Source organism: Pseudomonas sp. Kh14, assembly GCF_900291005.1.
In the GTDB taxonomy this organism is placed as follows: Bacteria; Pseudomonadota; Gammaproteobacteria; order Pseudomonadales; family Pseudomonadaceae; genus Aquipseudomonas; species Aquipseudomonas alloputida.
Window position 1 is genome coordinate 209,925 of the sequence record NZ_OLKJ01000024.1, and the last position, 22,266, is coordinate 232,190.

The window sequence follows — 22,266 nt, forward strand, 5'->3', positions numbered from 1 at the left end:
TAGCCCGATGCCGAACTGGACCCTGCAACCTGTAGCGCGTGAAACCATTGCCGAAGTGCTGGCGTTTGTCGACAGCGCCCGGCGCGCGCTTTTCCCGATGCTCGCCAACGCACCCTTGCCGCATGACCTGGCGCATTTCGCCGACACTTACCTGGACGGTGCCGGCTGCTTTCTGGAAGCCCGTGAGGGTGGGCGGCTTGTTGCGGTGATCGGTTACTTGCCCTATGACCATCGCTTTGCCCAGCTTGATTACTGCGCAGAGCGAGTAGTCGAGGTGGTGCGGCTGTTCGTGTTGCCGGCCTACCGCAGGCATGGCCTGGCTGCTGCCTTGTTTGGTGCCTTGCGCGAACGGGCGATGCAGGCAGGCTTCGACTGCCTTTACTTGCATACTCATCCGTTTCTGCCGGGTGCCATTGCCTTCTGGGAGCGGCAAGGGTTCACGGTGGTGGATGTGGAGCAAGACCCGGTGTGGCAGACCACGCACATGCAGTTGCGATTACGCTGAGCTGTGGGAACGTGCCTGTTGGCGATGACGCAAGAGCATGGGCAGGCTACCAGGTTCAGGGGGCGCGAAAGCGCAGGATCCGCGCGCCGTCGAAAGGGTCGATGAGGTAGTGGGCGTGGACGCCGAAGGTGCTCAGCAGGCGCTCTGGGGTAAGCACTTCGAAGGGTTTGCCGAGGGCGACCAGACGGCCCTTGTCGAGAACCGCGACACGGTCGCAGGTCAGCGCCTGGTTGAGGTCATGCAGCGCCACCAGGGTGGTGACCGGCAGCGCCTGCACTTGTTGCAGCAGGCTTAGCTGATGCTGAATGTCCAGGTGGTTGGTCGGTTCGTCCAGCAGCAGCACCTGCGGCCGTTGGGCCAGCGCGCGGGCGATGTGCACACGCTGGCGCTCGCCACCGGACAGCGACCCCCACTGGCGCGTGCGCAGGTGCAGGGCGTCGAGGTCGGCCAGGGCTTGCTCGACGATGGCGCAGTCTTGCCGGGAGAACGGTGCCAGGGCCGAGAGCCACGGCGTACGGCCCAAGGCAACCGCGTCGAACACACTGATCGCATCGAGGGTGTCGGCCTGCTGCTCGACCAGCGCCAGCGCCTGGGCAACACGTCGGCGGGGCATCTGTGCCAATGGCTCACCCAGGAGCTGCACGCTGCCGCAGGCGGGTGTGCGCAGCCCTGCCAGCAACTTCAACAGCGAAGATTTACCCGAGCCGTTGGGGCCGACGATGCCCAGGGTTTCACCGGCGACAACGCGAAGGTCGATATCGCTGAGCACGGTATTGCCGGCCAGTTGCAGCCCCAGCCCATGGCAGGTCAGCGGAGAGATGCGAACAGTTGCCATGGCTGTCATGGGCGCCCCCGACGGCTGACCAGAATCAGCGCGAATACGGGGGCACCGATCAGCGCCGTAACCACGCCCACCGGGATCACTTGGCCGGTGATCAGCGTGCGCGAAAGAATGTCTGCCGCAATCAGGAACAGCGCACCACCCAGTGCGCTGGCGGGCAACAGACGGCTGTGCCCGGGGCCGAGCAGAAGGCGCAGGGCATGGGGTATAACCAGCCCGACAAAACCGATGGCGCCGACAATGGACACCATCACAGCCGTCACCAGCGCTGCACAACTGATCAGCAGCAACTGGGTGCGCCGCACCGGGATGCCCAGCGAGGCGGCCGAATCGGCCCCGAAGGTAAAGGCATCCAGCGCACGGCGATGCCACAGGCACACCAGCAAGCCGAAAACCGCCACCGGTACGGCCAGCCACACCGAAGGCCAGCGCACGCCGCTCAGGTTGCCCAGCAGCCAGAACAGGATGCCGCGCGCCTGTTCGGCGGTGGCCGACTTGGTGATCAGGAAGGCTGTCAGTGCATTGAACAGCTGCGAGCCGGCGATACCGGCAAGGATGACCTGTGCATTGTTGCTGCTGGGGCCGGCCGCGCGGGCCAGCACCAGCACCAGGGCGAATGCGGCACCGGCACCGATGAAAGCCCCTGCGGACATGCTTAATGCCAGGCTACCCAGGCCCAGCAGGCCGACGAGCACCGCGCCGGTCGAGGCACCGGCAGACAGCCCTAGCAGGTAGGGCTCGGCCAGTGGGTTGCGCAACATCGCCTGCAGGATGACACCGCAGGTGGCCAGCCCGGCGCCGCAAGCGGCCGCGACCAGGGTGCGGGTCAGGCGGTAGTTCCAGACGATGCCGGCGTCGATCGGGTCCACCGGGTAGGCGGCTTGCCACAGGTGGTTGGCCAGCACCTGGCCAACCACGCTGGGCGACAGGTTGGTTTCGCCAATGGCGGTACCGGCCAGCAGGGCGGCCAACAGAGCGGCCAGGGCAACCGCGATGCAGGGTAAAAGGCGGATCATCACAGGGCTGCTTTACCGCTGGCGAAGGCCGTGGACAGCGTCTGCACGCCGCGGAACAGGCGGATGCCGGCCTGCATGGCGTCGGCGTCGAGGATAATGATGCGGTCGTGCTTTACCGCGTCCATGTTGCGGGTTACCGGGTCACTGCGCAGGAATTCGAGTTTTTTCTGGTAGTCGTCGGCGGGGAAACGGCGGCGGTCCATGCGCGCGATGATCAGCCAGGTCGGATTGGCCTTGGCCAGGGTTTCCCAGCCTACGCTTGGCCATTCTTCGCTGGACTCGACCACGTTGCGCACACCGAGGGTGCGCAACATGAAGTCGGCGACACCCTGGCGGCCGGCCACATAGGGATCGATGTCCAGGTCGGCGCTGGAGAACCAGAACAGCGCCGAAGTTGCCGACAGGTCCTTGCCGGCCAGTTGTGCCCTGGCGCTGTCGAGGCGCCCTTGCAACTCGGCGTTCAGTGCCGCGCCGCGGTCCTGAACGTCGAAGATCTCGGCCAGTTGGCTGACGCTCTTGTAGATGCTGTCTACCTGGAACGCTTGCAGGCGGGTGCCGTCTGCACCGACCAGGTTGTCCTTGCCCTCGCAGTCCGATGGCAGCACGTAGGTGGGGATCTTCAGCTCATCGAACTGCTCGCGGGTGGCGACCACGCCCTGGGCACCGACCATCCATTCGAACTGCGCCGCGACCAGCTGCGGGCGCTTGCCGACCACCGCCTCGAAGCTGGGGTCGTTGTCGGCCAGGCGCGGCACCTTGGCGTTCACCGCCTGGTATTCCGGCAATACGTTGTTGAACCACAGCGAGGTGCCCGCCAGCTTGTCACCCAGCCCCAGGGCATAGAGCAGCTCGGTACCGGCCTGGCCGATGGTGACGGCGCGCTGCGGCGCCTGGGCAAAAACCTGCGGCTTGCCGCAGTTGTCGACCGTCAGCGGATAGTGGGTGGCAGCGGCCTGGGCCAGGCCAGTGAAGCCTAGGCCAGCGAGCAGGGTGGCGAAACGGGGCAGCATGCTGGGCGATCTCCTATCGGACAGTTCTGGTGAGGAACGCACGGACAGGCATCGCCGAGCCCCAGCGGGTGGCTGGGGCAACACGGATGGCCAATCCCGGACACCCCGCCGGTTGGTGAATGTAGGCCGGCAGGTCTCCTGACTGGTGCGTCACGGCCCGGCTCCGGCCTTCCCGGGCGGTAGGCCCAGTGGCATCGATGGAGCAGGCTCGGCACCTACAGTTGCGGGGGCAGTTCCGTTTGGCCCGTATTGGCAGGCCTGGGATTCCCTGTTAGTTCCGTGGTGGAAACCGGCGGCCCGCATGGTAGACCATCGCGTCACCAGGTGAAAACGCTTTTCAGAAGTACTTCAGCCAACGGATGTCACGGCGACGCTGCTTCAGGCGGGCGAACCCGCGCACCGGCAGGTACAGCGAAACCGCCAGCAGTACTGCGCCCAGCCATATCGCTGCAACACCGTCGAAACCGAAGTAGTCGCCATGGTTGAGCCCGAACAGCGCCACGCAGGCCAGGTACAGCAGCTTCAGCACATACAGGTGCAGCAGATAGAAGAACATCGGTGCCGCACCGAACACCGCCAGGGCAGTGATCCAGCGCGCCTGGCCGGCCCGCTCGAAAGCGCGTAACAGCAGCAGGCCGCAGCCCAGGGTCAGGGTCAGGAACAGCAGCGACGGTGGGTATTTGGTGATGTTGAAGAAGCTCATCAGGGTTTGCGTGAAGGTTGGGTAACCGCTCCAGGGTGCCTCACCGTAACCGTTGAACATGCGCAGCAGGACAAAGCCAAGCAGCGCGAGCAAACCTGCCACCAGCAGGTTTTGCTGGCGCTGGCCGGCATCGCTGCCGCGGGCGAACCAGGGCCCCAGGCCGTAACCCAAGGCGATGACGCCGATCCACGGCAGTACCGGGTAAGACGTGCGCAGGTGCAGGTTTTCGGAAAACGCCAGCCAGCCGCGATCATGCAGGATTGCCCACGGCACATGCAGGGCTGAATCCACGCCAAAGTGCAGGCCGTCGAGTAGGTTGTGGCCGGCGACGATGCTGGCGCCAAGGGCGAGCAGCGCGGCGCGCGGCAGCCACACCAGCAGCGACAGGGCGATCATGCTGACGCCGATGGCCCAGATCACTTGCAGATAGATCACGCTCGGGGGCAACTGGAAGGTCCAGGCGAAGTTGACCAGGGTGAACTCCAGCACCACCAGGAACAGCCCGCGTTTGAACAGGAACGCCGAGACGTCGCCACGGCCCTGATGCTTCTCGCCATACAGCCAGGCCGAAAGACCGGTCAGCAGGACGAACACAGGCGCACACAGGTGGGCGAGGGTGCGGCTGAAGAAAAGCGCCGGTTCCGTGGTGTCTATGGCCATGGGGTCGCTGACCTGGCGGTGCAGGAGGAAAGTCTCGCGGACATGGTCCAGGAGCATGAACAGGATCACCAGGCCGCGCAGGGCATCGATGCTCTGCAGGCGCTGGGTGATCAGCGTGGGCGTGGCGCTGGCACTTGTCATGGGGTATCTAATAGGAATTGATGTCATGTGAAACGTTATCGTATAACAAGGCGATGAAAGAGGGGTAGGGGTTTTTGTGTGGCCAGTGCCGGGCTCTCGCGGCACAAGCCACCCAGATCAGAAGCTGTAATCCACCGTCGCGAAGTACGACCGTGGTATCCCCATCAACCACTGCTGCCCGCTGAACGCCGCCTGCACATACTCGCGATCGAACAGGTTGTTCAACTGCAACCCCAATTTCACATCCGGCAACACCTGCCAGGCGATGTTGGCATCGACCACGGTGTACCCGGGGGCGCTCTGGGTATTGGCGGTATCGGCATAACGCTCATCCACATAGCGCGCCCCAATGCCGGCCTCGACCTGCTGGCCGAAGCCTTTACTCAACCAGAGGTTGGCGGTACGCCGTGGCACGTTGGCCGGCCGGTTGCCTGCGCGGTCCTGCGGCAGGCCGCCGACCATTTCGTCGAAGTCGTCGTACTTGGCGCGTACCAGCGATGCGTTGGCCGACACCTGCCACTGATGGGCCAGGGCCAGCTCCAGCGTCGCTTCCAGGCCATCGGAGGTCTGCTGCCCGGCTTGTTGCTTCTCGTGGGTGATCGGGTCGTCCACCAGCAGCTTTTTCTTGACGATGTGGTAGGCGGCAAGCGTCCATTCGCCACGTCCCTCCCAAAAGCGCTGCTTGAGACCTGCCTCGGTCTGCTTCGCCTCGGTCAGGTCATAGTTCATCTGCGCGGGGCTGAGGCTGATGAGGTTGTTGACCCCGTCCTCACTGGTCGAGTACTGGCCGTACAACGACAGGTCGTCGTTGAGTGCGTACACCAGCCCGACGCGCCAGTTGCCCCCGTGCAGGCTGCGATCGCTGCGGCTGTCGTTGGTCAAGTTGTTGCGGTCGATGTGGTTCTGGTCGCGACGCACGCCGGTAACCAAAGACAGGCGATCGCTCAATTGCAGGCGGTTCTCGGCAAACAGGGCAAAGGTATGGGTGGTCGAGAGCGTTTGCGGCCGCAACGGCGAGTCGCTATGGAACCCGCCGGGCTGCGGCTGCCACGGGTCGAGGTAGTCGCCGCCCACATCGTTGTAGGGTGAATTGCTGTCGACGTTGAATCGCACCTTGTTGTACTCGGCACCGAGCACGGTCTTGCTGGCCAGGCCGAACAGGGTGTGGTCGAAGGTGAAGGTTTGACGGTCGCCGAACTGTTCCTGGTTGTGCTTGATTTCCAGGTAGCTGCCGCGCAGCAACTGCTGACGCCCGGCGTCCCAGCTGTAGTCCTCGGCGTTGCGCCAGTGGCGGCGGCTTTTGATGTAGTACAGCTGGTTGCTGGCGCTGAGCTGGTCGTTCAACGCCCAGTCGGTCGTGAGCCGGGTCCATTCATCAACGTACTGCTGCACGTCATTCTGCACGTTGTAGTTCTTTTTGCGCAGGCTGCTGTGGTAGTGGCCGTCGATCAGCGGGGTACCGTAGTAGTTGGCAGGTTGTGCATCGCCGCGGTCATGGGCCAGCGTGAAGCTGAGGTCATCACTGGCGTCAAAACGCAGCGCGGCGCTCAGGGCCAGGCTACGTGAAGCGGTGCGGTCGACCCAGCCATTGCCGGCCTGTTGGTTCAGCGTCAGGCGGTAGCTCAGGCGCTCGCTGAGGCTGCCGCCGCTGTCCAGGCCGAGCTGCTGGCGGTCCCACGAGCCGTAACCCAGGCGCAGGTGGTTGCGCACCTCGCCGGCAAAAGGTTTTTTCGGGATTACGTCGATCACTGCGCCGGTGGCGCCTTCGCCATGCACTACCGAGGCCGGGCCGCGAATCACCTCGATGCGTTCGACCATCCACGGGTCGACCGGGAAGGTCTGTGTGCCGGCACCGGTGTACAGGCGCGCGCCGTCGAACAGGGTCATCACTGAGCTGTGGCCGGCAAAGCCGCGGGCAGACAGGCCTGTACCGCCGTCCCCCGGGGAGCCGACGAAGGTGATGCCCGGCGAGCGGGTCACTGCATCCTGCACCGTGATGTTGTTGCGCTGCTGAATCTGCCGTTCGCTGATACTGCTGGTGCTGGCCGGTGTTTCCATGGCGCTGAGGCCAAGGCGCGAGCCGGCCCGGGTCGGCGTGGCCAGGTCGATGGTGCGGCTGTCCAGGGTGTCGGTGATGGCCGTGGAAGGCAGGGCCAGAGGCTGCGGGTCGCGGTCATCAGCCAGCGCCGGCAGGGCAACGGCCAGGCAGGCCGCCAGGGGGTGAAGCTTGAACATACGGGACATGTCGTTCCACTGCTGCAGGAATGAATGGATCCCGGTGGAAAACACGCAAAGGCGAACCATGCAGGCAGGCGCGCGCACGGATTCCGGCCTGCGCCCGCCCACCGCGGGTTGCCAAGTGAAGCTCCAGGCCGGTCTCCGGGCTTGCGAGGGGCATGAAACCTTCACCTTCCCATGCTTGAGCACAGTGGTATCTCGAAGGGTTCACTCGCTTACCGTTGCGGGGGCAGCACCGGACTTGTCGTGGGCAACACGACGCACCGGTTTCCCGTTTCACCCTGCGCGCGGCGGCGCAGGGCACCTGAAACTGACGCGCATCTGACCATTGAAAGGCTGGGGCGTCAAATGTTGGTGTGCTGTGAATGCTGAGAAAAAACAACAGGTTGTGCGTTCTTTCGGCGCCGGAGCCCCATTCGGCAAGAACATCAGGCCCCAGCGTGATGAGTTGGCTGGGGAGGCAGGCTTGCCTGAAAAGCTAGCGCCCGCGGCGCCGCGATACCCGTGCCTCGATGTTCTTGCGCCCGATCAGCAGCGGCGGCTTCTCCACCACCGGCTCATCCGCCAGCCATTTGTACATCACCAGGCAGTCCACCAGCCCCAGGCGGGCATGACGGTAGGCCTTGGGCAAACGGCCGACTGTTTCAAAGCCCAGCTTGTGCCATAGCGCCACGGCCACTGCGTTGGTGGCTACCACCGAGTTGAACTGCAATGCCAGAAAGCCTTCCTGGCGCGCCAGCTTTTGCGAGTGCTCGCACATCAAGCGCGCCACGCCCCGGCCGCGCGCCTGTTCGCAGACCATGTAGCCGCAATTGCCCACATGCGCACCAGGCCCGGCAGCATTGGGCTTGAGGTAATACGACCCCAGTAGCTCGCCATCTTCTTCGGCCAACAGCGTGTGCAAGGGCAGCTCCAGCCACAGCTGGCGGGCCTGCTCGAAGCTCAGCGCCGGGTCGAAAGCGTAGGTTTCACGGGCTTGGACAATGGCCTGGAAGGTGGGCCAGAAACGATCGAAATCTTCCGGCGTCATGGGGCGAATGTGGATCATGCGGGTTCCTGCGCGGGGTGAGCCGCCCAGTGTGGGTGGCGCGGCGCCGTCGCGCAAGGGCGCCGACGCCGTTTGTGCTCAACCGTTGGCCTTGCCCACCGCGTCCATTGCGCGGGCCGAGTACACCAGCGCGGCACCGGCGTTCATGGCCACGGCCACGCCGAGGGCCTCGGCAATTTCCTCGCGGCTGGCACCCGCTTTGACGGCCTGTTGCGAATGCACGGCGATACAGCCGTCGCAGCGGGTGGTCACAGCCACGGCCAAGGAGATCAGCTCGCGGGTCTTGGCATCCAGGTGGTTGGTCTTGGCGCCTGCACCGCTGGCGGTCATGTAGCCGGCTACGGTGTCGGGGGAGAGTTGCTTGAGATCGCCGATGCCGGCCATCAACTGCTTACGGTAGGCGTCCCAGTCCATCATGCTCATCGTCTTCACCTTGGAGGGTTGCGAGTGGAGCTTTCAGGCTAGTCGAAGCGTGGCACGTGCGAGGCGGTACTTTGGTGGGTAAACGCAGGCCACTCGTACAGTGGCCTGCGTTGAGCCTTCAGATGTAGATGAACACCAGCACCAACGCCGCGACCACTGCCCATTTTTCCAGGTAGTAGCGCATGCGGTTGCGCTTTTTCAGCGCCTTGCCACGTTCGCGGATCTTGTAGATGCGGGTGAACAGGCGGTTGATGCCACCGGTCTTGTCGCTGGCATCGTTGGGCGCTGCGGCAGCGGCCATCACGTTGCGGCTGAACCAGCGGTTGAACGCAGTTGCCCAGCGGTACTTGAGCGGGCGCTCGACGTCGCAGAACAGGATGATGCGGTTGTGCTCGGTGGTGTTGGCCGCATAGTGGATGTAGGTTTCATCGAAGATCACCCCCTCACCATCGCGCCACGCGTATTTCTCGCCGTCCACGTCGATGTAGCAGCCGTCGTCATTCGGCGTGTCCAGGCCCAGATGGTAGCGGTACGAGCCGGCATACGGGTCACGGTGGCGCACCAGCTTGGCTCCCGGAGGCAGGGTAGCGAACATGGCGGCCTTGACCGTGCCGATGCCTTGCAACAGCTCGGTCGTGCGCGGGCAAAGGGCCATTGCCGACGGGTGGCTTTCGCCATACCACTTCAGGTAAAAACGTTTCCAGCCGGTCTTGAAGAACGAGTTGAAACCGACATCATCGTAATTGTCGGATTTCTTGATTTCGCCTACGTGCAGCAACTGGCGGCCTTCCTCACGGATCTCCTGCCAGTGGTCCTGCAGCGGTTTCAGTTCTGGGAAGGCCTCGACCGGCAGGTAGGGCTTGGCCGGGTGTTTGGAGAACAGGTACAGGAAGGTGTTGATCGGGGCCAGGAAGCTGGAGTGATCGCCCAGCTGGCGAGTCAGCTTGTGGCGAACCCGACCGCGCAGGTGAACATAGGCGATCGAGAAGACGAAGATAAGTACGAGTGCAATTTTCATGGACGTTTACTTGTCGAAAAATGGCCATGCTCCGAGGCATGAGCCCGCCAGCATAAACAATCATGGGGGTAGTTTGTACTTATTGTTATGAAACTGCGGGGCGACATTGGTGTAATACCCTACCGCCTTGCGCAAACGTTTCATGTCAGGGAGTTTGTATGGTTCAGGATATACGTCCCAGCGGTAGCCCGTTCAAGCGGCTGTTCTTCGCCTTGCCGGTCAGCGACGCGCAGCGCCGTGACCTGGCCCAGTGGCGGCGCGGGCTGAACCTGCGCAGTGGCAAACCGGTGCCGGCGGCCAACTTCCACGTCACGCTGTTGTTCCTCGGCGATGTAGATACCGCCCAGGTGCCTTCGATCTGTGCGGCAGTCGATCAACTGGCGCTGCCGGCCATGGCACCGCGGCTTCTGCTTGACCGCTTGCAGGTGTGGCAGCGGGCCGGCGCGCTGGTGCTGGAGCCACAGCAGACACCGCCAGCCCTGTTGCAACTGGTGTACGGCTTGCAGCAGGCACTGCTGCCGTTGGGGGGGGAGGCGGCCAACCGTGAGTATCGGCCACACTTGACCCTGTCCAGGGATTACCGCGGGCAACCACCCGAGGCCAGCAGCGCGCCGGAGTTCTACCTCAGCGCGCGCCACTTCACGCTTTACGAGTCGCGCAAGGGCGCTTACCGGCCCTTGGCGCAGTGGCCGCTGGCAGGCTGACCCGGGGTCAGAGTTGCGGGGTGTATTTCACCGTCAGCATGAAGTTGCGTGGCTCGCCATAGTTGTTGCTGCCATTGAGCTGGTTGAAGCCTGCAACCCAGTACTTCTTGTCGAACAGGTTGTTGGCGTTGACGGCAAGGTTCACTTCGGGGGTTAGCTGGTACGCCAGGCGTGCGCTCCACACGGTATAGCCAGGCACGGTGTAGGTACGCTCGTAGCCGAGGGTGTGGCTCTGGGTGGTGAAGCCCAGGCCGGTGCTCCAGCGCTGGCCGTCCAGTGGCAGGGTGTAATCGGTCCATGCACGCAGCATGTGCTTGGGTGTCCACTGGCTGAAGGTGCGGCCTTTCTCGTCAGGGTCATCGAGGAACTTGGTGGTGTTGTAGGTGTAGCCTGCGAACAGCTGCAGGCCACTCAGCACTTCGCCGCTGATTTCGGCTTCAACGCCTTGGCTGCGCACCTTGCCCGCTGCGGTGGAGCAGTACCAGTCATCGCAGGCGAAGCCCGAGGCTACGTCGGTGACGGCGCGGTTTTCCTGGTCGTAGCGAAACAGTGCGATCGAGGCGTTGACCCGGCCTTCGAGCAGTTCGCCCTTCAAACCCGTTTCGTAGTTGCTGCCGATCACCGGTTTGAGCGGCGCATTGCCCACGGCGCGTTCGGTTTGCGGTACGAACACGTCGGTGTAGCTAGCGTACCAGGCCCATTCGCGGGTCAGGTCATAGACAAAGCCGGCATAAGGGGTGACTTGGCCCGTTTCGGTCATGCGGCTGGTGGGGTAGCGGGTACCGGCGTCGGTCAGGCTCTCGAAGTCGATCGAATCCCAGCTGTAGTCGAACCAGCTGACACGCGTGCCGAGGATCAAAGTCAGATCCTGGGTAGGCTTGATGCGCCAGGCGCCATACAGGCCCTTCTGGCGGATGTCGTAGCTGGCCCTGTTGGAGCGTGCAGCGTCGCCATCGAATACGCTGTCGCGGCTGGGCTCCGGGCGGTCATGGTCGATGTCGAAGATGTTGCCGCCGGCGTCGAAGTTGCGCCAATAGGCGTCATCCGACGTCAGTTTGGAATAGTTGCCTCCCACGGTGATTTCGTGGGCCAGGGGACCGGTGTTGAAGTGGCCTACCACGTTCATGTCCAGGCCCAGCTTGGTCGAGTGAAAATCGGTGAGCCAGTCGGCGTAGGTGATGCCGCTGCCGTCAGGCGCAACGCCCTGGCGGGTGCTTTGCACGCGCTGGTGGGTGGATGTGTTGGTTTCATCCATGCGTACGGCTGCGGCCTTGAAGGTCCAGTCATCGTTGAAGCGGTGTTCAAGGTCCAGGTAGTACGTGGTGACGTCGGTTTCTGCGCGGCTCCAGCGGGCGCCGGTGTAAGTCGAACGCGGCAGGTCGACCGGTTTGCCACTGGCGTAGCGTGGGAGGCCGCGTAGCATCGGCCGGGACTGCTGACGGTTGTAGCTTATGCCGCCGCCCACTGTCGTCGCATCGGTCAGGTCGATGTCCAGCGAGCCGTACAGCGAATGGTTTTTGCTCCAGACATAATCGATGAAGCTGTCGCTTTGGTCCTCGTCAGCGACAAGTCGCCCGCGCACACGGCCGTCGGTCGTCAGCGGGCCGCCGGCATCCAGCTGCAGGCCATAGTGGTCCCAGGAGCCAGCTTTGCCTGTCAGCGTAACGGCCGGCGCCGTTTGGCCACGCTTGCGCACCAGGTTGATTGCGCCACCTGGGCTGCCGGTGCCTTGCAACAGGCCCGAAGCACCGCGCAGCACTTCCACCCGGTCGAAGAACACCAGGTCCTGGGTTGCCCAGTTGCCCAGCGAATAGTTGTTTCGCGTAATTGGCACACCGTCGTATTGCCAGTCATCAATCTGAAAGCCACGCGAGGTCACGACCACGCCAGGGCCAATGCCCTGCGCGCCGACAATGCCCGTGGTGTGGTTAAGCGCGTCCTGCAAGTCGGTGATGCCCTGGTCATCCAGTTGCTTGCGCGTGATGACGGTGACTGACTGGGGAATCTCCTTGAGGGTGTGCGTGCCTTTGCCCAGGGTCACCGCGCGGGCGGCATACGACCCGGTGCCTTCGCTGGTTGCACCCACATAGTTGTCGGTGATGCTGGTGCTGCCCAGTTCCATGACGTCGCTGCCCAGATTGCCAGCCGCCACACTGAAATGGCCCTCGGCGGAAACCCACAACTGCAAGCCGCTACCGGCCAGCGCAGCTTGCATGGCCTGCTCGGCACTCATGTGGCCGACCACGGCAGGTGCCTGCTTGCCGCGCACCAGTGCTGGCTCCAGCGCGATGATGTGGCCGCTCTGGCTGGCGATGCGGTTGAGCGTGTGAGCCAGGCTGGCGGGTGGCAGGTCGAACACTTGGGTCTGCGCCTGGGCAAGCACGTTGAAGCTGGCCAGGGCAGCGACCAGAGGCAGGGCGCGGGGCAAGGGGTTGTACACGGATTACTCCCGAATGAAGTGGCTGTCAGGAGGTATGTGGGATGAGCAAAGAAAACTTGCCACGATTGCGAATGATTTTGATAAATATTTTTATCAGGCGGATTTCAGGTCGATCAACATCAGCCATTGGCCATAGCGCTGCACGCTGATTGGAAGGGCCTCGGCCAACGCCTTCAACGCTTGCTGTGGCTGGTCCAGATGAAATACGCCCTGCACCCGCAGATCGCGTGCCGCGGGGGCGAGCCGGATGTAGCCGCGCTGGTAGGGGCGCAGCGCGTCGATCACCACATGCAGAGGCTGGTCGAGGACCTCCAGGCGGCCCTCCAGCCATGCAGCACGTTGCTGTTGCTCGCCTGTCAGGCGTTCTATGGTGTTGTTCCGTAGCAGGGCAGCCTGCCCTTGCTGCAGCTCCGCCCACTGTCCATTGGCCAGACTGGCGCGGACGCTGTGCTGCAGTACCACAACACGTGTGGCGTCCTGCTCCTGGCTGACCAGAAACCGCGTCCCCAACGCCTGCACTTGCCCTTGCGCGGTGCGCACGCGCAAGGGGCGCAACGGATCGCGCGCAACCTGGATCAGCAACTCGCCGTGACGCAGCACCAGAAGGCGCTGTCCGGCATCGAACTGCACGTCGACCGCACTGGCGCTGTTCAGGCTCAGGCGGCTGCCGTCTGCCAAGGTAAAGTTGCGCCGCTCGCCAAGGCCCGTGTGCAAATCGGCCAGCCATCCTTGGGTGGTGTCGCTGCGCCATCCACCCCACAGCGCCGCGCCGAACAGCCCCAGACTGGCCATGACGCCAACTACGTCACGCCGTGAGCGAGTAGGCTGCATCAGCAATCGGCGTGCCTCTGCTGCTTGGCCAGGGGACCGCTGATCCAGGGCGAGCAACGCCGCGAACGGATGGCCAAGGCGTTGCTCCAGGCGGTTCCAGGCCTGTTGGTGAGCGGGGTCTTGCTGCAGCCACAGCCTGACCCGTTGCAGCAGCGCCGGGTCAGGCGTAGCGGCCCTGAGCTCGACCATCCAGTCGATGGCCTGCTCGCTGACCCGGTCCAAGGCAGGCCTGCTCATGCCTGCACCTCGCACAGGTAACATTGGCGCAGCGCCTGTTTCATGTAGCGGCTGACAGAGCGTTCACTGATCTGCAGCTTTGCCGCGATGTCGGCGTAGTGCATGCCGTCGAGCTGGCTGTATAGGAAGGTGGCTTTGACGACTGCCGGCAAGCCGTCCAGTGCCTGATCGATGCTCACCAGGGCCTCGATCAGCAGCAGTTGCTCCTCGGCCGATGGTGCTACGGCCTCAGGCAGCAGAGCCAGGTGCTCCAGGTAGGCCTGCTCGAGCTGGCGACGGCGATGGCGATCGAAGATCAGCCGACGGGCGATGACGGTGAGGTAGGCGCGAGGCTGCTGAATGCTGTCTGGGTCGACACGTGCGCTGAGCATCTGGCAGAACGTTTCGGCGGCGGTGTCCTCGGCGTCGGTGTGGTTGCGCAGGCGTTTCTGGATGTGCTGGAGCAACCAGCGATGGTGGTCGCTGAAGAAAAAGCCCAGTTTACGGGTCGATGTGCTGTCCAACGCCTGGCTTCCGGCTGTGAGTGTGAATCGTTCTCAATGGTAGCCGGGTCGTCTGATTTCCTGCAATGGGTGGCTTGCAGAACTGAGGCTGCCGCTACTTGAGTAGCGGCACTGTGTCGGTTCAGGCTGCGGCCAGGCAATTTGCAAACAGTTTTTTGCCCAAAGCGTGTGCGTGGTGCAAGTGGGGAAGTTGGTCAGACCCTTCGCTGTCATCCAGCAATGTGGAACTGAGTACTTCTGCGCCGCAATAGTCGAAGATGCCGTGCTCGATCTGCACGCGCATCGCCTCGCCATAGCCATGCCGCTCGAAGGTGCCTGCATCGGCACCTGCAATGCCGACCAGGTGTACCTTCATGCCGCGCAATTTCTTGACCGTGGTGCCCCCTTCATAGTCGAACGCCCAGCCGTTGCTGAATACCCGCTCGACCCAGCCCTTGAGCAAGGCCGGCAGCGACCACCAGTAGATCGGATAGACCAGCACCAGGGCATCGGCGCGCTCGATGCGTACCTGCTCGTTGAGTACATCGGCCGGCGGTGCTGCCAGCCGGCGGTGCACGGCATGGTCTGCCAGGCTGAAGCGGGGGTCGAAGCCTTCGCTGGCCAAGTCGGCGATTTCGCTGCTGTGGCCGACGCTGGCCAGGCCGTCGGCAACCTGCCGGGCCAGCGCGTGGGTGAGGGATTGCGGGTCATGGTGACCGACGACGATAAGAGCGTGCATGGTGGCTCTCCATTCAAGGATGCAGGGTGGTCTGAAGCGTTATATACTCCAGGTAAGTTACGATTAGTAAGTTACTTTTGGTAGGTAATCGATGTCAAGCGATGATCAAGCACGTTCCCGCAAGCGCCTGAGCCGCGACGACCGACGCAGGCAGTTGCTGGATATGGCCTGGCAATTGGTGCGGGAGGAGGGTACCGATGCCTTGAGCCTGGGCCGCCTGGCCGAACAGGCGGGGGTGACCAAGCCGGTGGTCTACGACCATTTCGAGACCCGCAACGGGCTGCTGATGGCGCTTTATCAGGAATACGATGCGCGTCAGTCGCAGATGCTGGCGCGAGCCTTGGCCAGCTGTGAAGCCAGCCTGGCCAGCCGCGCCCGGGTGATCGCCGAGGCCTACGTGGACTGCGTAATGAGCCAGGGCCGGGAGATACCTGGGGTGTCGGCAGCGCTGGCCGGGTCGCCGGAAATGGAGGCGCTGAAGCGGGCGTACGAGCAGCCGTTCCTGGACAAGTGCCGTGAAGCCTTGGCCGGGTTTTCGCCCAGCGGCAATGTTGGGGTTGCCGGCATGCGCCTGCTGGTGGGGGCAGCGGATGCACTGTCCCAGGCGGCTGCAGCAGGGGAACTGGAGGCCGGGCAGGCCAAGGCTGAGCTCAAGGCCGCAATTATCGCCATGGTCGAACGGCAAACATAAAGCGCCGACCACTGTGTGGGCATGCTTGATAAACTGGCTTCGCTACACAGGCAAGCTCAGATAGGGCTGTTCATCCCCCGGGCTGCGCTCGAACTGGCGCTTGTACTCGCGACTGAACTGCGAGGTGCTCTGATAGCCCACCCGGTGCGCTGCCTGCGCTACTCCCAGGCCTTCGCCGATCAGCATCTGCTGCGCCTTGAGTAGCCGCAAGCGCTTGAGGTACTGCATCGGTGCCATGTCGGTGCAGCGCTTGAAGTGTTCATGGAAGGTCGAAACGCTCATGTTGGCCCGCGCGGCCAGTGCCTCCACGCTCAGCGGTTCGGCGTAGTGCTCGCGCAGGTGGGCGAGGGCGGCGCCGATGCGGGCGAAGTGCCCCTGTTGCTCCACCAGTGCTCGCAACACACCGGCCTGCGGGCTGCGCAGCGCGGTATACAGCACCTCGCGTACGCGCGCCGGGCCCAGTACCTTGGCGTCAAGCGGGTCCTGCAGGCAGTGCAGCAGCCGTTCCACACTTTCGCGCATTGGCGCATCCAGTGCTGCAGAGGTCATCGATTGCGGTGTTTGCGCCTGTACTGCAGCGTCCGGCACCAGGCCCATGCTCTGCACCAGTTCACCTAGCACGCCACGGTCGATGTCCACCGCCACGCCCAGCAATGGCGCGTCAGGGGTGGCGAAGGTTTCGCACATGAACGGCACCGACAACGCCTGCACCAGGTAATGCCCGGCGCCGTACTCCAGGGTGCGCGGCCCCAGGCGCGCCAGCTTGCTGCCTTGGGCCAGGATCATCAGGCTTGGTTCGTAGATCTGCGGGCTGCTGGCCACATAGTGGTCCCAGCTCAGCACCTGTACCTGGGGCAGGTGCGTGGGCACAAAGCCTGGGCGCGTGGCGAGGCTGCGGATCAGTGCGCAAAGCGGCGCATTGGCGTCGACGTGACGGGTCAGTTGCATGGTGGACCAAGGGCAGAGAATCAGACAGTTTGATCATCGCAGATTGAGGGCGTGGCGCCAGGTGTTAGATGACACCTTCGGAGAATCAGGCATGCATGCCGGAGAATCAGCCGTGGGCGAGGCGGCGAACGACGCGCAGAATGCGTCGCCTGAATCGTTTCACTTCACTGCGAGGCCCTGCATGTATACCGCCATCGGTTACGCCGCTCAAACCCCCACCAGCCCCCTGGCCCCCATGACGTTCCAACGCCGCAGCCCGCGCCCGGATGACGTCGCCATCGACATCCTGTACTGCGGCGTGTGCCACTCCGACATCCACCAGGCGCGCAACGAATGGGGCATTGCAGTGTACCCGCTGATGCCGGGCCACGAGATCATCGGCCGGGTCACGGCGGTGGGCGACAAGGTCACCGCGCACAAGGTCGGTGACCTGGTAGGCGTCGGCTGCATGGTCGACTCGTGCCGTACCTGTGAAGCCTGCGCCAAGGACCTGGAGCAGTATTGCCTCGAGGGCCCGACCATGACCTACGCCACCCCGGACCGGGTCGACGGCAGCAACACCATGGGGGGGTACTCCAGCAGCATCGTGGTCAGCGAGCACTTCGTGGTGCGCATACCGGCCGGCATGGACCTGCCCAGCGCTGCCCCTATCCTGTGTGCCGGCATCACCACCTATTCGCCGCTCAAGCACCACGGCGTTGGCCCGGGCCACAAGATCGGCATCCTCGGCATGGGCGGCCTGGGCCACATGGGCATCAAACTGGCCAAGGCCCTTGGGGCGGAAGTGACCCTGTTCACGCGCTCTCAGGCCAAGGCCGAGGAAGCGCGCCGCCAGGGGGCCGACCATGTGATCGTCTCCACCGATGCCGAGCAGATGCGCGCCGCTGCTGGCCGTTTCGATTTCCTGCTCGACACCATTCCGGTGCAGCACGACCTCAACCCGTACCTGGAAACGCTGAAGTTCGACGGTGTGCACATCCTGGTCGGCCTGATCGAACCGATCGACCCGGCATTGCATGCGGCCAACCTGGTGATGAAGCGCCGGGTGCTGGCGGGGTCGTTGATCGGGGGCATTGCCGAGACTCAGGAAGTACTGAACTTCTGCGCCGAGCACGACATCCGTTGCGATATCGAAATGCTGGATATCCGCAACATCAACCAGGCCTACGAGCGGATGATTGCCGGTGATGTGAAGTACCGGTTCGTGATCGACATGGCCACGTTACAGGGCTGATGGATCGGTTGCCTGCACGGGCCTCTTCGTGGGCAAGCCCGCTCCTACGCCGCCCTGTGTAGGAGCGGGCTTGCCCGCGAAGAGGCCCGTGCAGGCAGCACCGATGCAGCCGTTTTACCAGGCCATCGGCTTGTCCCAGCCCTTCCAGAACAACCATCGCCGCACCTCGCCGTGCGCCCCGGTACCGATCTGCCACTCGGGCCGCCCGCTATCCAGCGCAATCACCGAAATAACCCCCGCATGGCTCGCCGCCACCAGCGTTTGTCCGTCGGCGCTGATATCCATCGCACTGATGGTCGATCCCAGGTAATGCTGCCAATGCTCCGTACCCTCTTCGCCAAACGCCCGCAGGTAGCCATAGGCATCCCCTACGATGTACTCGCCATCGCGCGCAACCCCCGCATACACCCTTGCACCATCCTGCACCAGCGGGGTACGCGGGTCCTGGCTGTAGTAATCGGTATCCAGCCCGTGCAGGTCTGCCACCCTCACGGCCAGCGTGGCACCGCTGTAGAAATGGCAGGCATTGACGATCAACTGGTCACCGGCGCGGTTGAACAAGGCAAAGTGCGGGTATTCACTGCCCGGGCCGATGTGCGCCAGCGGCTTGAGTCGCTCGTCCAGAACAAGGTGTCGGCTGCCTTGCTCACCCACGACGATCAGCCGGCCATCCGCCGACACCGCACCATGCTCCATGCTCAGCCCCAGGCTGATGTCGTCCGGGTCGGTGCCCTCGGCCAGCTCATCGAGCACGCGTGCCTGCTGTGGCAGCAAGCGAGTCGCACCTTGAGTGGCCAGCACGAAGATACCTTCGGCACTCACCAGCAGCACTCGCTGGCCATCGGGGAAGGGGATCAGCGCGGTCGGTGTGGGCGGCAGGTCGAACGGCTCGAACGGGTAACCTGGCGGCAACCCCTCCAGCCCCGTAGGCCAGGCCAGGCGCTGCACTTGCGGGCCGCCCCAGCCATCGGTCACACGCACGCCCTCGGCATTGGCCAGGGCGAAATAGCGCCGCGCCGGGCAACGGCCAAAGTGTTCGATGCCGATGACCGGGGTTACCCCATGGTGATCGATACGCACCACCTGGCCCTTGTCGTAAGGCATACCGATGCGGGCCAGCAGGCTGCCATCTTCCAGCAGCAGGACATGGCTGATGCCTTGGCCGTGGTCTTCGAGCATAGGTATCAAGGGGTGGTGTGCGGGTGGCCAGGCCTCGCGAAATGCCTGACGCTGCGGTTCGTCCATGCCAGGGCGGTTGGCTGCCTGCAGGGCTGCCAGCCAAGCGTCGAGCAGGTGTTCGGTGGCGGGTGCCTGCGGCTCTTCGAGGTTGTCCCAGCCGTGCGCACGGCCCTGCGCGACGTAGTCGTTGACGGCCTGGGCATAGGCGATGACTGCCTGCTGCCACTGCTGCTGGGGGTGCTGCTTGTCCATGAGCGGATCGGGCTCCTTGTTGCACGCGCGTTTCACACAAAGCGCGCATGGTACTCCTTCTGCCTGCCCTGCGGTTGTGAGGCCCCAGCTTGACGCGTACCATGCCGGGCATTCCTATCCATAACAAAACGTACGTTGGCACCCCTGCAAGCGGGTGGCTGGCGTGCGACCTGTTGCTTTGTCTGCGGAGAAGCGGTTTCCACCCATGAACGGACCCATACCCTCACACCTGCCGCCCACAACGGGCAGCGGCAGCTGGCTGAGCGTCATCGCCCTGGCCTTGGCGGCCTTCATTTTCAACACCACCGAGTTCGTCCCGGTGGCGCTGCTCAGTGACATTGGCCGCAGCTTCGACATGAGCACTGCCCAGGTCGGCCTGATGCTGACCATCTATGCCTGGATCGTGGCGCTGGCCTCGTTGCCCATGATGTTGCTGACCCGCAACATCGAACGGCGGCGTCTGCTGCTGTTCGTGTTCCTGGTGTTCATTGTCAGCCACTTGCTGTCGTGGCTTTCGCAGAGCTTCGCCATGCTGCTGGTCAGCCGTATCGGCATTGCCCTGGCGCATGCGGTGTTCTGGTCCATCACCGCCTCGCTGGCGGTGCGTGTGGCGCCGCCGGGTCAGCAGGCCAAGGCGCTGGGCCTGCTGGCCACCGGCACTACCCTGGCCATGGTCCTGGGCATCCCGCTGGGCCGAGTGGTGGGCGAGGCACTGGGCTGGCGCATCACGTTCCTGAGCATTGCCGGGGTAGCGCTAGCCACCATGCTGTGCCTGATGAAATCGCTGCCGCTGCTGCCCAGCCAGAACTCCGGTTCGTTGCGCAGCCTGCCGGTCCTGTTCAAGCGCCCGGCACTGGTCATTACCTACTTGTTGGTGACGCTGGTCATTACCGCGCAGTTCACGGCTTACAGCTATATCGAGCCGTTCGCCCTGCACGTAGCGCAGATCGGCGGCGACCGCACCACACTGTTGCTGCTGTTGTTCGGCGGTGCCGGGGTTTTTGGTTCGTTGTTGTTCAGCCGTTACAGCGACCGCTTCCCGCATGGCTTCCTGGTGGGTTCGATCGGGGTACTCGCCGCGTGCCTGTTGCTGATGTTGCCGCTGTCGGGCAACTTCTATGTGTTCGCAGTGCTGAGCATGTTCTGGGGCGTGGCCATTCTCAGCTTCAGCCTGGCGTTGCAGTCCAAGACCCTGAAGCTGGCGTCCGACGCCACCGATGTGGCCATGGCGCTGTTCTCGGGTATCTACAACATCGGTATTGGCGGTGGTGCGCTGCTGGGCAGTATCGTCAGCAGCCAGATGAATGTGGCGGATATCGGCCTGGTGGGTGGCAGCGTGGCAGTGGTCGGGCTGGTACTGGCCGTTGCCAGTACCCGGCGCTTTCGCGAGGCGTTGGCACGCTGAGCCGGGGCCGCTCAGGCCCCTTGCCAGTCAAGTAGAGACTCAGGCCAATACTGCAGCCCATGCCGATATCAACAAAACCCCCGCCAACACTTGGTTGAACACCCGCAACCGCCCCGGTGCCTGCAGCCACCGGGTGCTCCCCACCCCCAACACCGCCCACGCGGCCATGCTCGGCAGAGCGATCAGCAAGAACACCAGCGCCAGCTGCCACACTGGCAACGATGGCGCGGCAAATACCCCGACCACCGCCACGGCCATCAACCACACCTTGGGGTTCACCACCTGCAACGAGGCAGCGCTGAGCGCACTGAAGCCTGGCGCCGTGGTCGTGTGGAGCGGGGCGGCGGCACTGCGTAGCATCTTCCACGCCAGCCTGCTCAGCCACAGCACCCCGGCCCAGCTCATCAGCTGTTGCGCCAGGGGGTGGCGCAGCAGCAGTTCGCCCAGCCCCAGCCCGACGAGCAGCACAATGGCTGCAGCCGCGCCACACGCCGCCACGATCGGCACCAGGCTTGCGCGCAGGCCCCGGCGGGCGCCATGGGCGAGGATCAACAGGTTGGTCGGCCCCGGGCTGATGCTGGACACCAGGGCAAACAGAATGAAGGGCAACAGCGACTGCGACATGGTTCAGGGCTCCGTAACATCGAAGCACCATGTTCGCTGCCCGCCGGCATTCAGTCTGGAAGGTTTGAGCAGCGCCTGCGGTAGTCGGCCGGGGTCAACTGGTAAGCGCGGCGGAACCAGCGCCCCAAGTGGCTCTGGTCGGCAAAGCCCAACGCCACGGCCACTTCGGCAGGTGTCTGGCCTTGGGCAAGCAGGCGCCGCGCGCGGGCCAGGCGCAGTTGGATCAGGTAGGCATGGGGTGCAATGCCGAACGCCGCCTTGAACGCACGCGTCAGGCGAAAGCGGTCAATGCCGCAGGCTTGGGCCAGGTCCTCCAGGCCGATGTCGCGCTCCAGATTGGCATGCAGGAAGTCCCGGGCGCGCTGTGCGGTCAGCGGCAGGCGCGGGTCGGGGTTGATGCGGCGGCGCCAGTGCAGGTGGCGGGTCAGGCAGGCCAGCAGATCGTCCATGGCCGTTTGCCTGACGATGCGCAAGTCCTGGTCATGCACGGCCCGGAAGGCCAGCGCGGTGGCCCGCGCCAGGCGTTCGTCGTGGCACAGGGTATCGGCAAAGCTGGGCAGGCTGTCCCCCGGCGCGTGCTCGTACAGCGCGCGCAGCTGTTGGTCGAGCCAGGCGGGCTCCAGGTACAGCGTCGAATAGGTGAAGCCTTCTTCGGTGGGTGCCAAGCCATCGTGGATGTCGCCAGGCTCAAGTAAAAATACCTGCCCCGGCGTACTGCGGTGGCGCACCCGGCGGCAGTTGAACTGCTGCACGCCCTGCTCGGTAACGCCGACCAGGAAGCTGTCGTGCCAGTGGGGATCATAGGCATGGCCGACAAAATGCGCACGGACCGACTCGATGCCGGTGTCGGCGTCTTGTTTGAAGTCGATCCAGTTGCTCATGGACGTGTACCGTGGG

The 22,266-nt window shown here is 64.0% G+C and carries 21 protein-coding genes and 2 riboswitches; of the genes, 5 read left to right on the plus strand and 16 right to left on the minus strand.

The window, feature by feature from the left end; translation table 11 throughout:
• Positions 1-7 precede the first annotated feature (7 nt).
• Complete coding sequence (locus tag FQ668_RS12095; protein WP_014591598.1) at positions 8-505, plus strand: GNAT family N-acetyltransferase; 498 nt, start codon at positions 8-10, stop codon at positions 503-505.
• Positions 506-560: 55 nt separating this feature from the next.
• Here FQ668_RS12095 and FQ668_RS12100 read toward each other — a convergent pair whose 3' ends face one another.
• From FQ668_RS12100 to lpxO, 8 genes are all read right to left on the minus strand, one after another.
• Entirely contained in the window at positions 561-1,349 is a 789-nt protein-coding gene (locus FQ668_RS12100; RefSeq protein ID WP_019437464.1) for an ABC transporter ATP-binding protein, read from the minus strand.
• Positions 1,346-2,362: an iron ABC transporter permease gene (locus FQ668_RS12105; RefSeq protein ID WP_019437465.1), complete on the minus strand. Its 1,017-nt coding sequence runs from the start codon at positions 2,360-2,362 to the stop codon at positions 1,346-1,348. Before FQ668_RS12105 ends, FQ668_RS12100 begins: the two co-directional genes overlap by 4 nt.
• Positions 2,362-3,372, minus strand: coding sequence for an ABC transporter substrate-binding protein (locus tag FQ668_RS12110; protein WP_019437466.1), 1,011 nt, complete (start codon positions 3,370-3,372; stop codon positions 2,362-2,364). The genes FQ668_RS12105 and FQ668_RS12110 overlap by 1 nt, the downstream gene beginning before the upstream one ends.
• A 110-nt stretch (positions 3,373-3,482) precedes the next feature.
• Positions 3,483-3,681: riboswitch (cobalamin riboswitch) on the minus strand.
• Positions 3,682-3,709: 28 nt separating this feature from the next.
• Positions 3,710-4,876 carry a DUF1624 domain-containing protein gene (locus FQ668_RS12115; protein WP_014591594.1) on the minus strand — a complete coding sequence of 389 codons (1,167 nt, stop codon included), beginning with the start codon at positions 4,874-4,876 and terminating at the stop codon, positions 3,710-3,712.
• 117 nt (positions 4,877-4,993) lie between these two features.
• Positions 4,994-7,120 (minus strand): TonB-dependent siderophore receptor, encoded by a 2,127-nt coding sequence (locus FQ668_RS12120; RefSeq protein ID WP_026031869.1) that lies wholly within the window; start codon positions 7,118-7,120, stop codon positions 4,994-4,996.
• A 108-nt stretch (positions 7,121-7,228) separates the two neighbouring features.
• Positions 7,229-7,437: riboswitch (cobalamin riboswitch) on the minus strand.
• Positions 7,438-7,592: 155 nt separating this feature from the next.
• Positions 7,593-8,162 carry a GNAT family N-acetyltransferase gene (locus FQ668_RS12125; RefSeq protein ID WP_003250500.1) on the minus strand — a complete coding sequence of 190 codons (570 nt, stop codon included), beginning with the start codon at positions 8,160-8,162 and terminating at the stop codon, positions 7,593-7,595.
• A gap of 78 nt (positions 8,163-8,240) precedes the next feature.
• Positions 8,241-8,585, minus strand: coding sequence for a carboxymuconolactone decarboxylase family protein (locus tag FQ668_RS12130; RefSeq protein WP_014591592.1), 345 nt, complete (start codon positions 8,583-8,585; stop codon positions 8,241-8,243).
• Between the two features lie 118 nt (positions 8,586-8,703).
• Positions 8,704-9,603, minus strand: a complete 900-nt coding sequence (gene lpxO, locus FQ668_RS12135; protein ID WP_014591591.1) for a lipid A hydroxylase LpxO — start codon at positions 9,601-9,603, stop codon at positions 8,704-8,706.
• A gap of 158 nt (positions 9,604-9,761) precedes the next feature.
• Here lpxO and thpR point away from each other — a divergent pair, with 158 nt between their 5' ends.
• Entirely contained in the window at positions 9,762-10,307 is a 546-nt protein-coding gene (gene thpR / locus FQ668_RS12140; protein ID WP_014591590.1) for an RNA 2',3'-cyclic phosphodiesterase, read from the plus strand.
• Between the two features lie 7 nt (positions 10,308-10,314).
• Here the strand turns inward: thpR and FQ668_RS12145 are convergent, their stop codons facing one another.
• The 4 genes from FQ668_RS12145 to FQ668_RS12160 all read right to left on the minus strand — a co-directional run bounded on the left by FQ668_RS12145 (position 10,315) and on the right by FQ668_RS12160 (position 15,036).
• Complete coding sequence (locus tag FQ668_RS12145) at positions 10,315-12,747, minus strand: TonB-dependent receptor (RefSeq protein ID WP_019437468.1); 2,433 nt, start codon at positions 12,745-12,747, stop codon at positions 10,315-10,317.
• A gap of 93 nt (positions 12,748-12,840) precedes the next feature.
• The gene (locus tag FQ668_RS12150) at positions 12,841-13,815 is read right to left on the minus strand and encodes a FecR family protein (protein WP_019437469.1); all 975 of its coding nucleotides are present in this window, start codon (positions 13,813-13,815) and stop codon (positions 12,841-12,843) included.
• Positions 13,812-14,318, minus strand: coding sequence for a sigma-70 family RNA polymerase sigma factor (locus FQ668_RS12155; protein ID WP_014591587.1), 507 nt, complete (start codon positions 14,316-14,318; stop codon positions 13,812-13,814). The genes FQ668_RS12150 and FQ668_RS12155 overlap by 4 nt, the downstream gene beginning before the upstream one ends.
• Positions 14,319-14,439: 121 nt before the next feature.
• The gene (locus FQ668_RS12160; protein ID WP_019437470.1) at positions 14,440-15,036 is read right to left on the minus strand and encodes an NAD(P)H-dependent oxidoreductase; all 597 of its coding nucleotides are present in this window, start codon (positions 15,034-15,036) and stop codon (positions 14,440-14,442) included.
• 91 nt (positions 15,037-15,127) lie between these two features.
• Here FQ668_RS12160 and FQ668_RS12165 point away from each other — a divergent pair, with 91 nt between their 5' ends.
• Positions 15,128-15,727 (plus strand): TetR/AcrR family transcriptional regulator, encoded by a 600-nt coding sequence (locus FQ668_RS12165; protein WP_014591585.1) that lies wholly within the window; start codon positions 15,128-15,130, stop codon positions 15,725-15,727.
• Between the two features lie 42 nt (positions 15,728-15,769).
• Here FQ668_RS12165 and FQ668_RS12170 read toward each other — a convergent pair whose 3' ends face one another.
• Positions 15,770-16,675, minus strand: a complete 906-nt coding sequence (locus FQ668_RS12170; RefSeq protein ID WP_019437471.1) for an AraC family transcriptional regulator — start codon at positions 16,673-16,675, stop codon at positions 15,770-15,772.
• Positions 16,676-16,856: 181 nt separating this feature from the next.
• Between FQ668_RS12170 and calA the strand changes: the two genes are divergently transcribed.
• Positions 16,857-17,909, plus strand: a complete 1,053-nt coding sequence (gene calA / locus FQ668_RS12175; RefSeq protein ID WP_014591583.1) for a vanillin reductase — start codon at positions 16,857-16,859, stop codon at positions 17,907-17,909.
• 114 nt (positions 17,910-18,023) lie between these two features.
• On the opposite strand, the gene FQ668_RS12180 is transcribed toward calA, so the two are convergent.
• On the minus strand, positions 18,024-19,340 hold the full coding sequence (locus FQ668_RS12180) for a hypothetical protein (protein WP_014591582.1): 1,317 nt from the start codon (positions 19,338-19,340) through the stop codon (positions 18,024-18,026).
• A 205-nt stretch (positions 19,341-19,545) separates the two neighbouring features.
• Here FQ668_RS12180 and FQ668_RS12185 point away from each other — a divergent pair, with 205 nt between their 5' ends.
• Positions 19,546-20,745, plus strand: coding sequence for a sugar transporter (locus FQ668_RS12185; protein ID WP_014591581.1), 1,200 nt, complete (start codon positions 19,546-19,548; stop codon positions 20,743-20,745).
• Positions 20,746-20,784: 39 nt separating this feature from the next.
• On the opposite strand, the gene FQ668_RS12190 is transcribed toward FQ668_RS12185, so the two are convergent.
• Positions 20,785-21,369 (minus strand): LysE family translocator, encoded by a 585-nt coding sequence (locus FQ668_RS12190; protein WP_014591580.1) that lies wholly within the window; start codon positions 21,367-21,369, stop codon positions 20,785-20,787.
• Positions 21,370-21,419: 50 nt separating this feature from the next.
• Positions 21,420-22,250: an AraC family transcriptional regulator gene (locus tag FQ668_RS12195; protein WP_003250518.1), complete on the minus strand. Its 831-nt coding sequence runs from the start codon at positions 22,248-22,250 to the stop codon at positions 21,420-21,422.
• Positions 22,251-22,266: the final 16 nt, after the last annotated feature.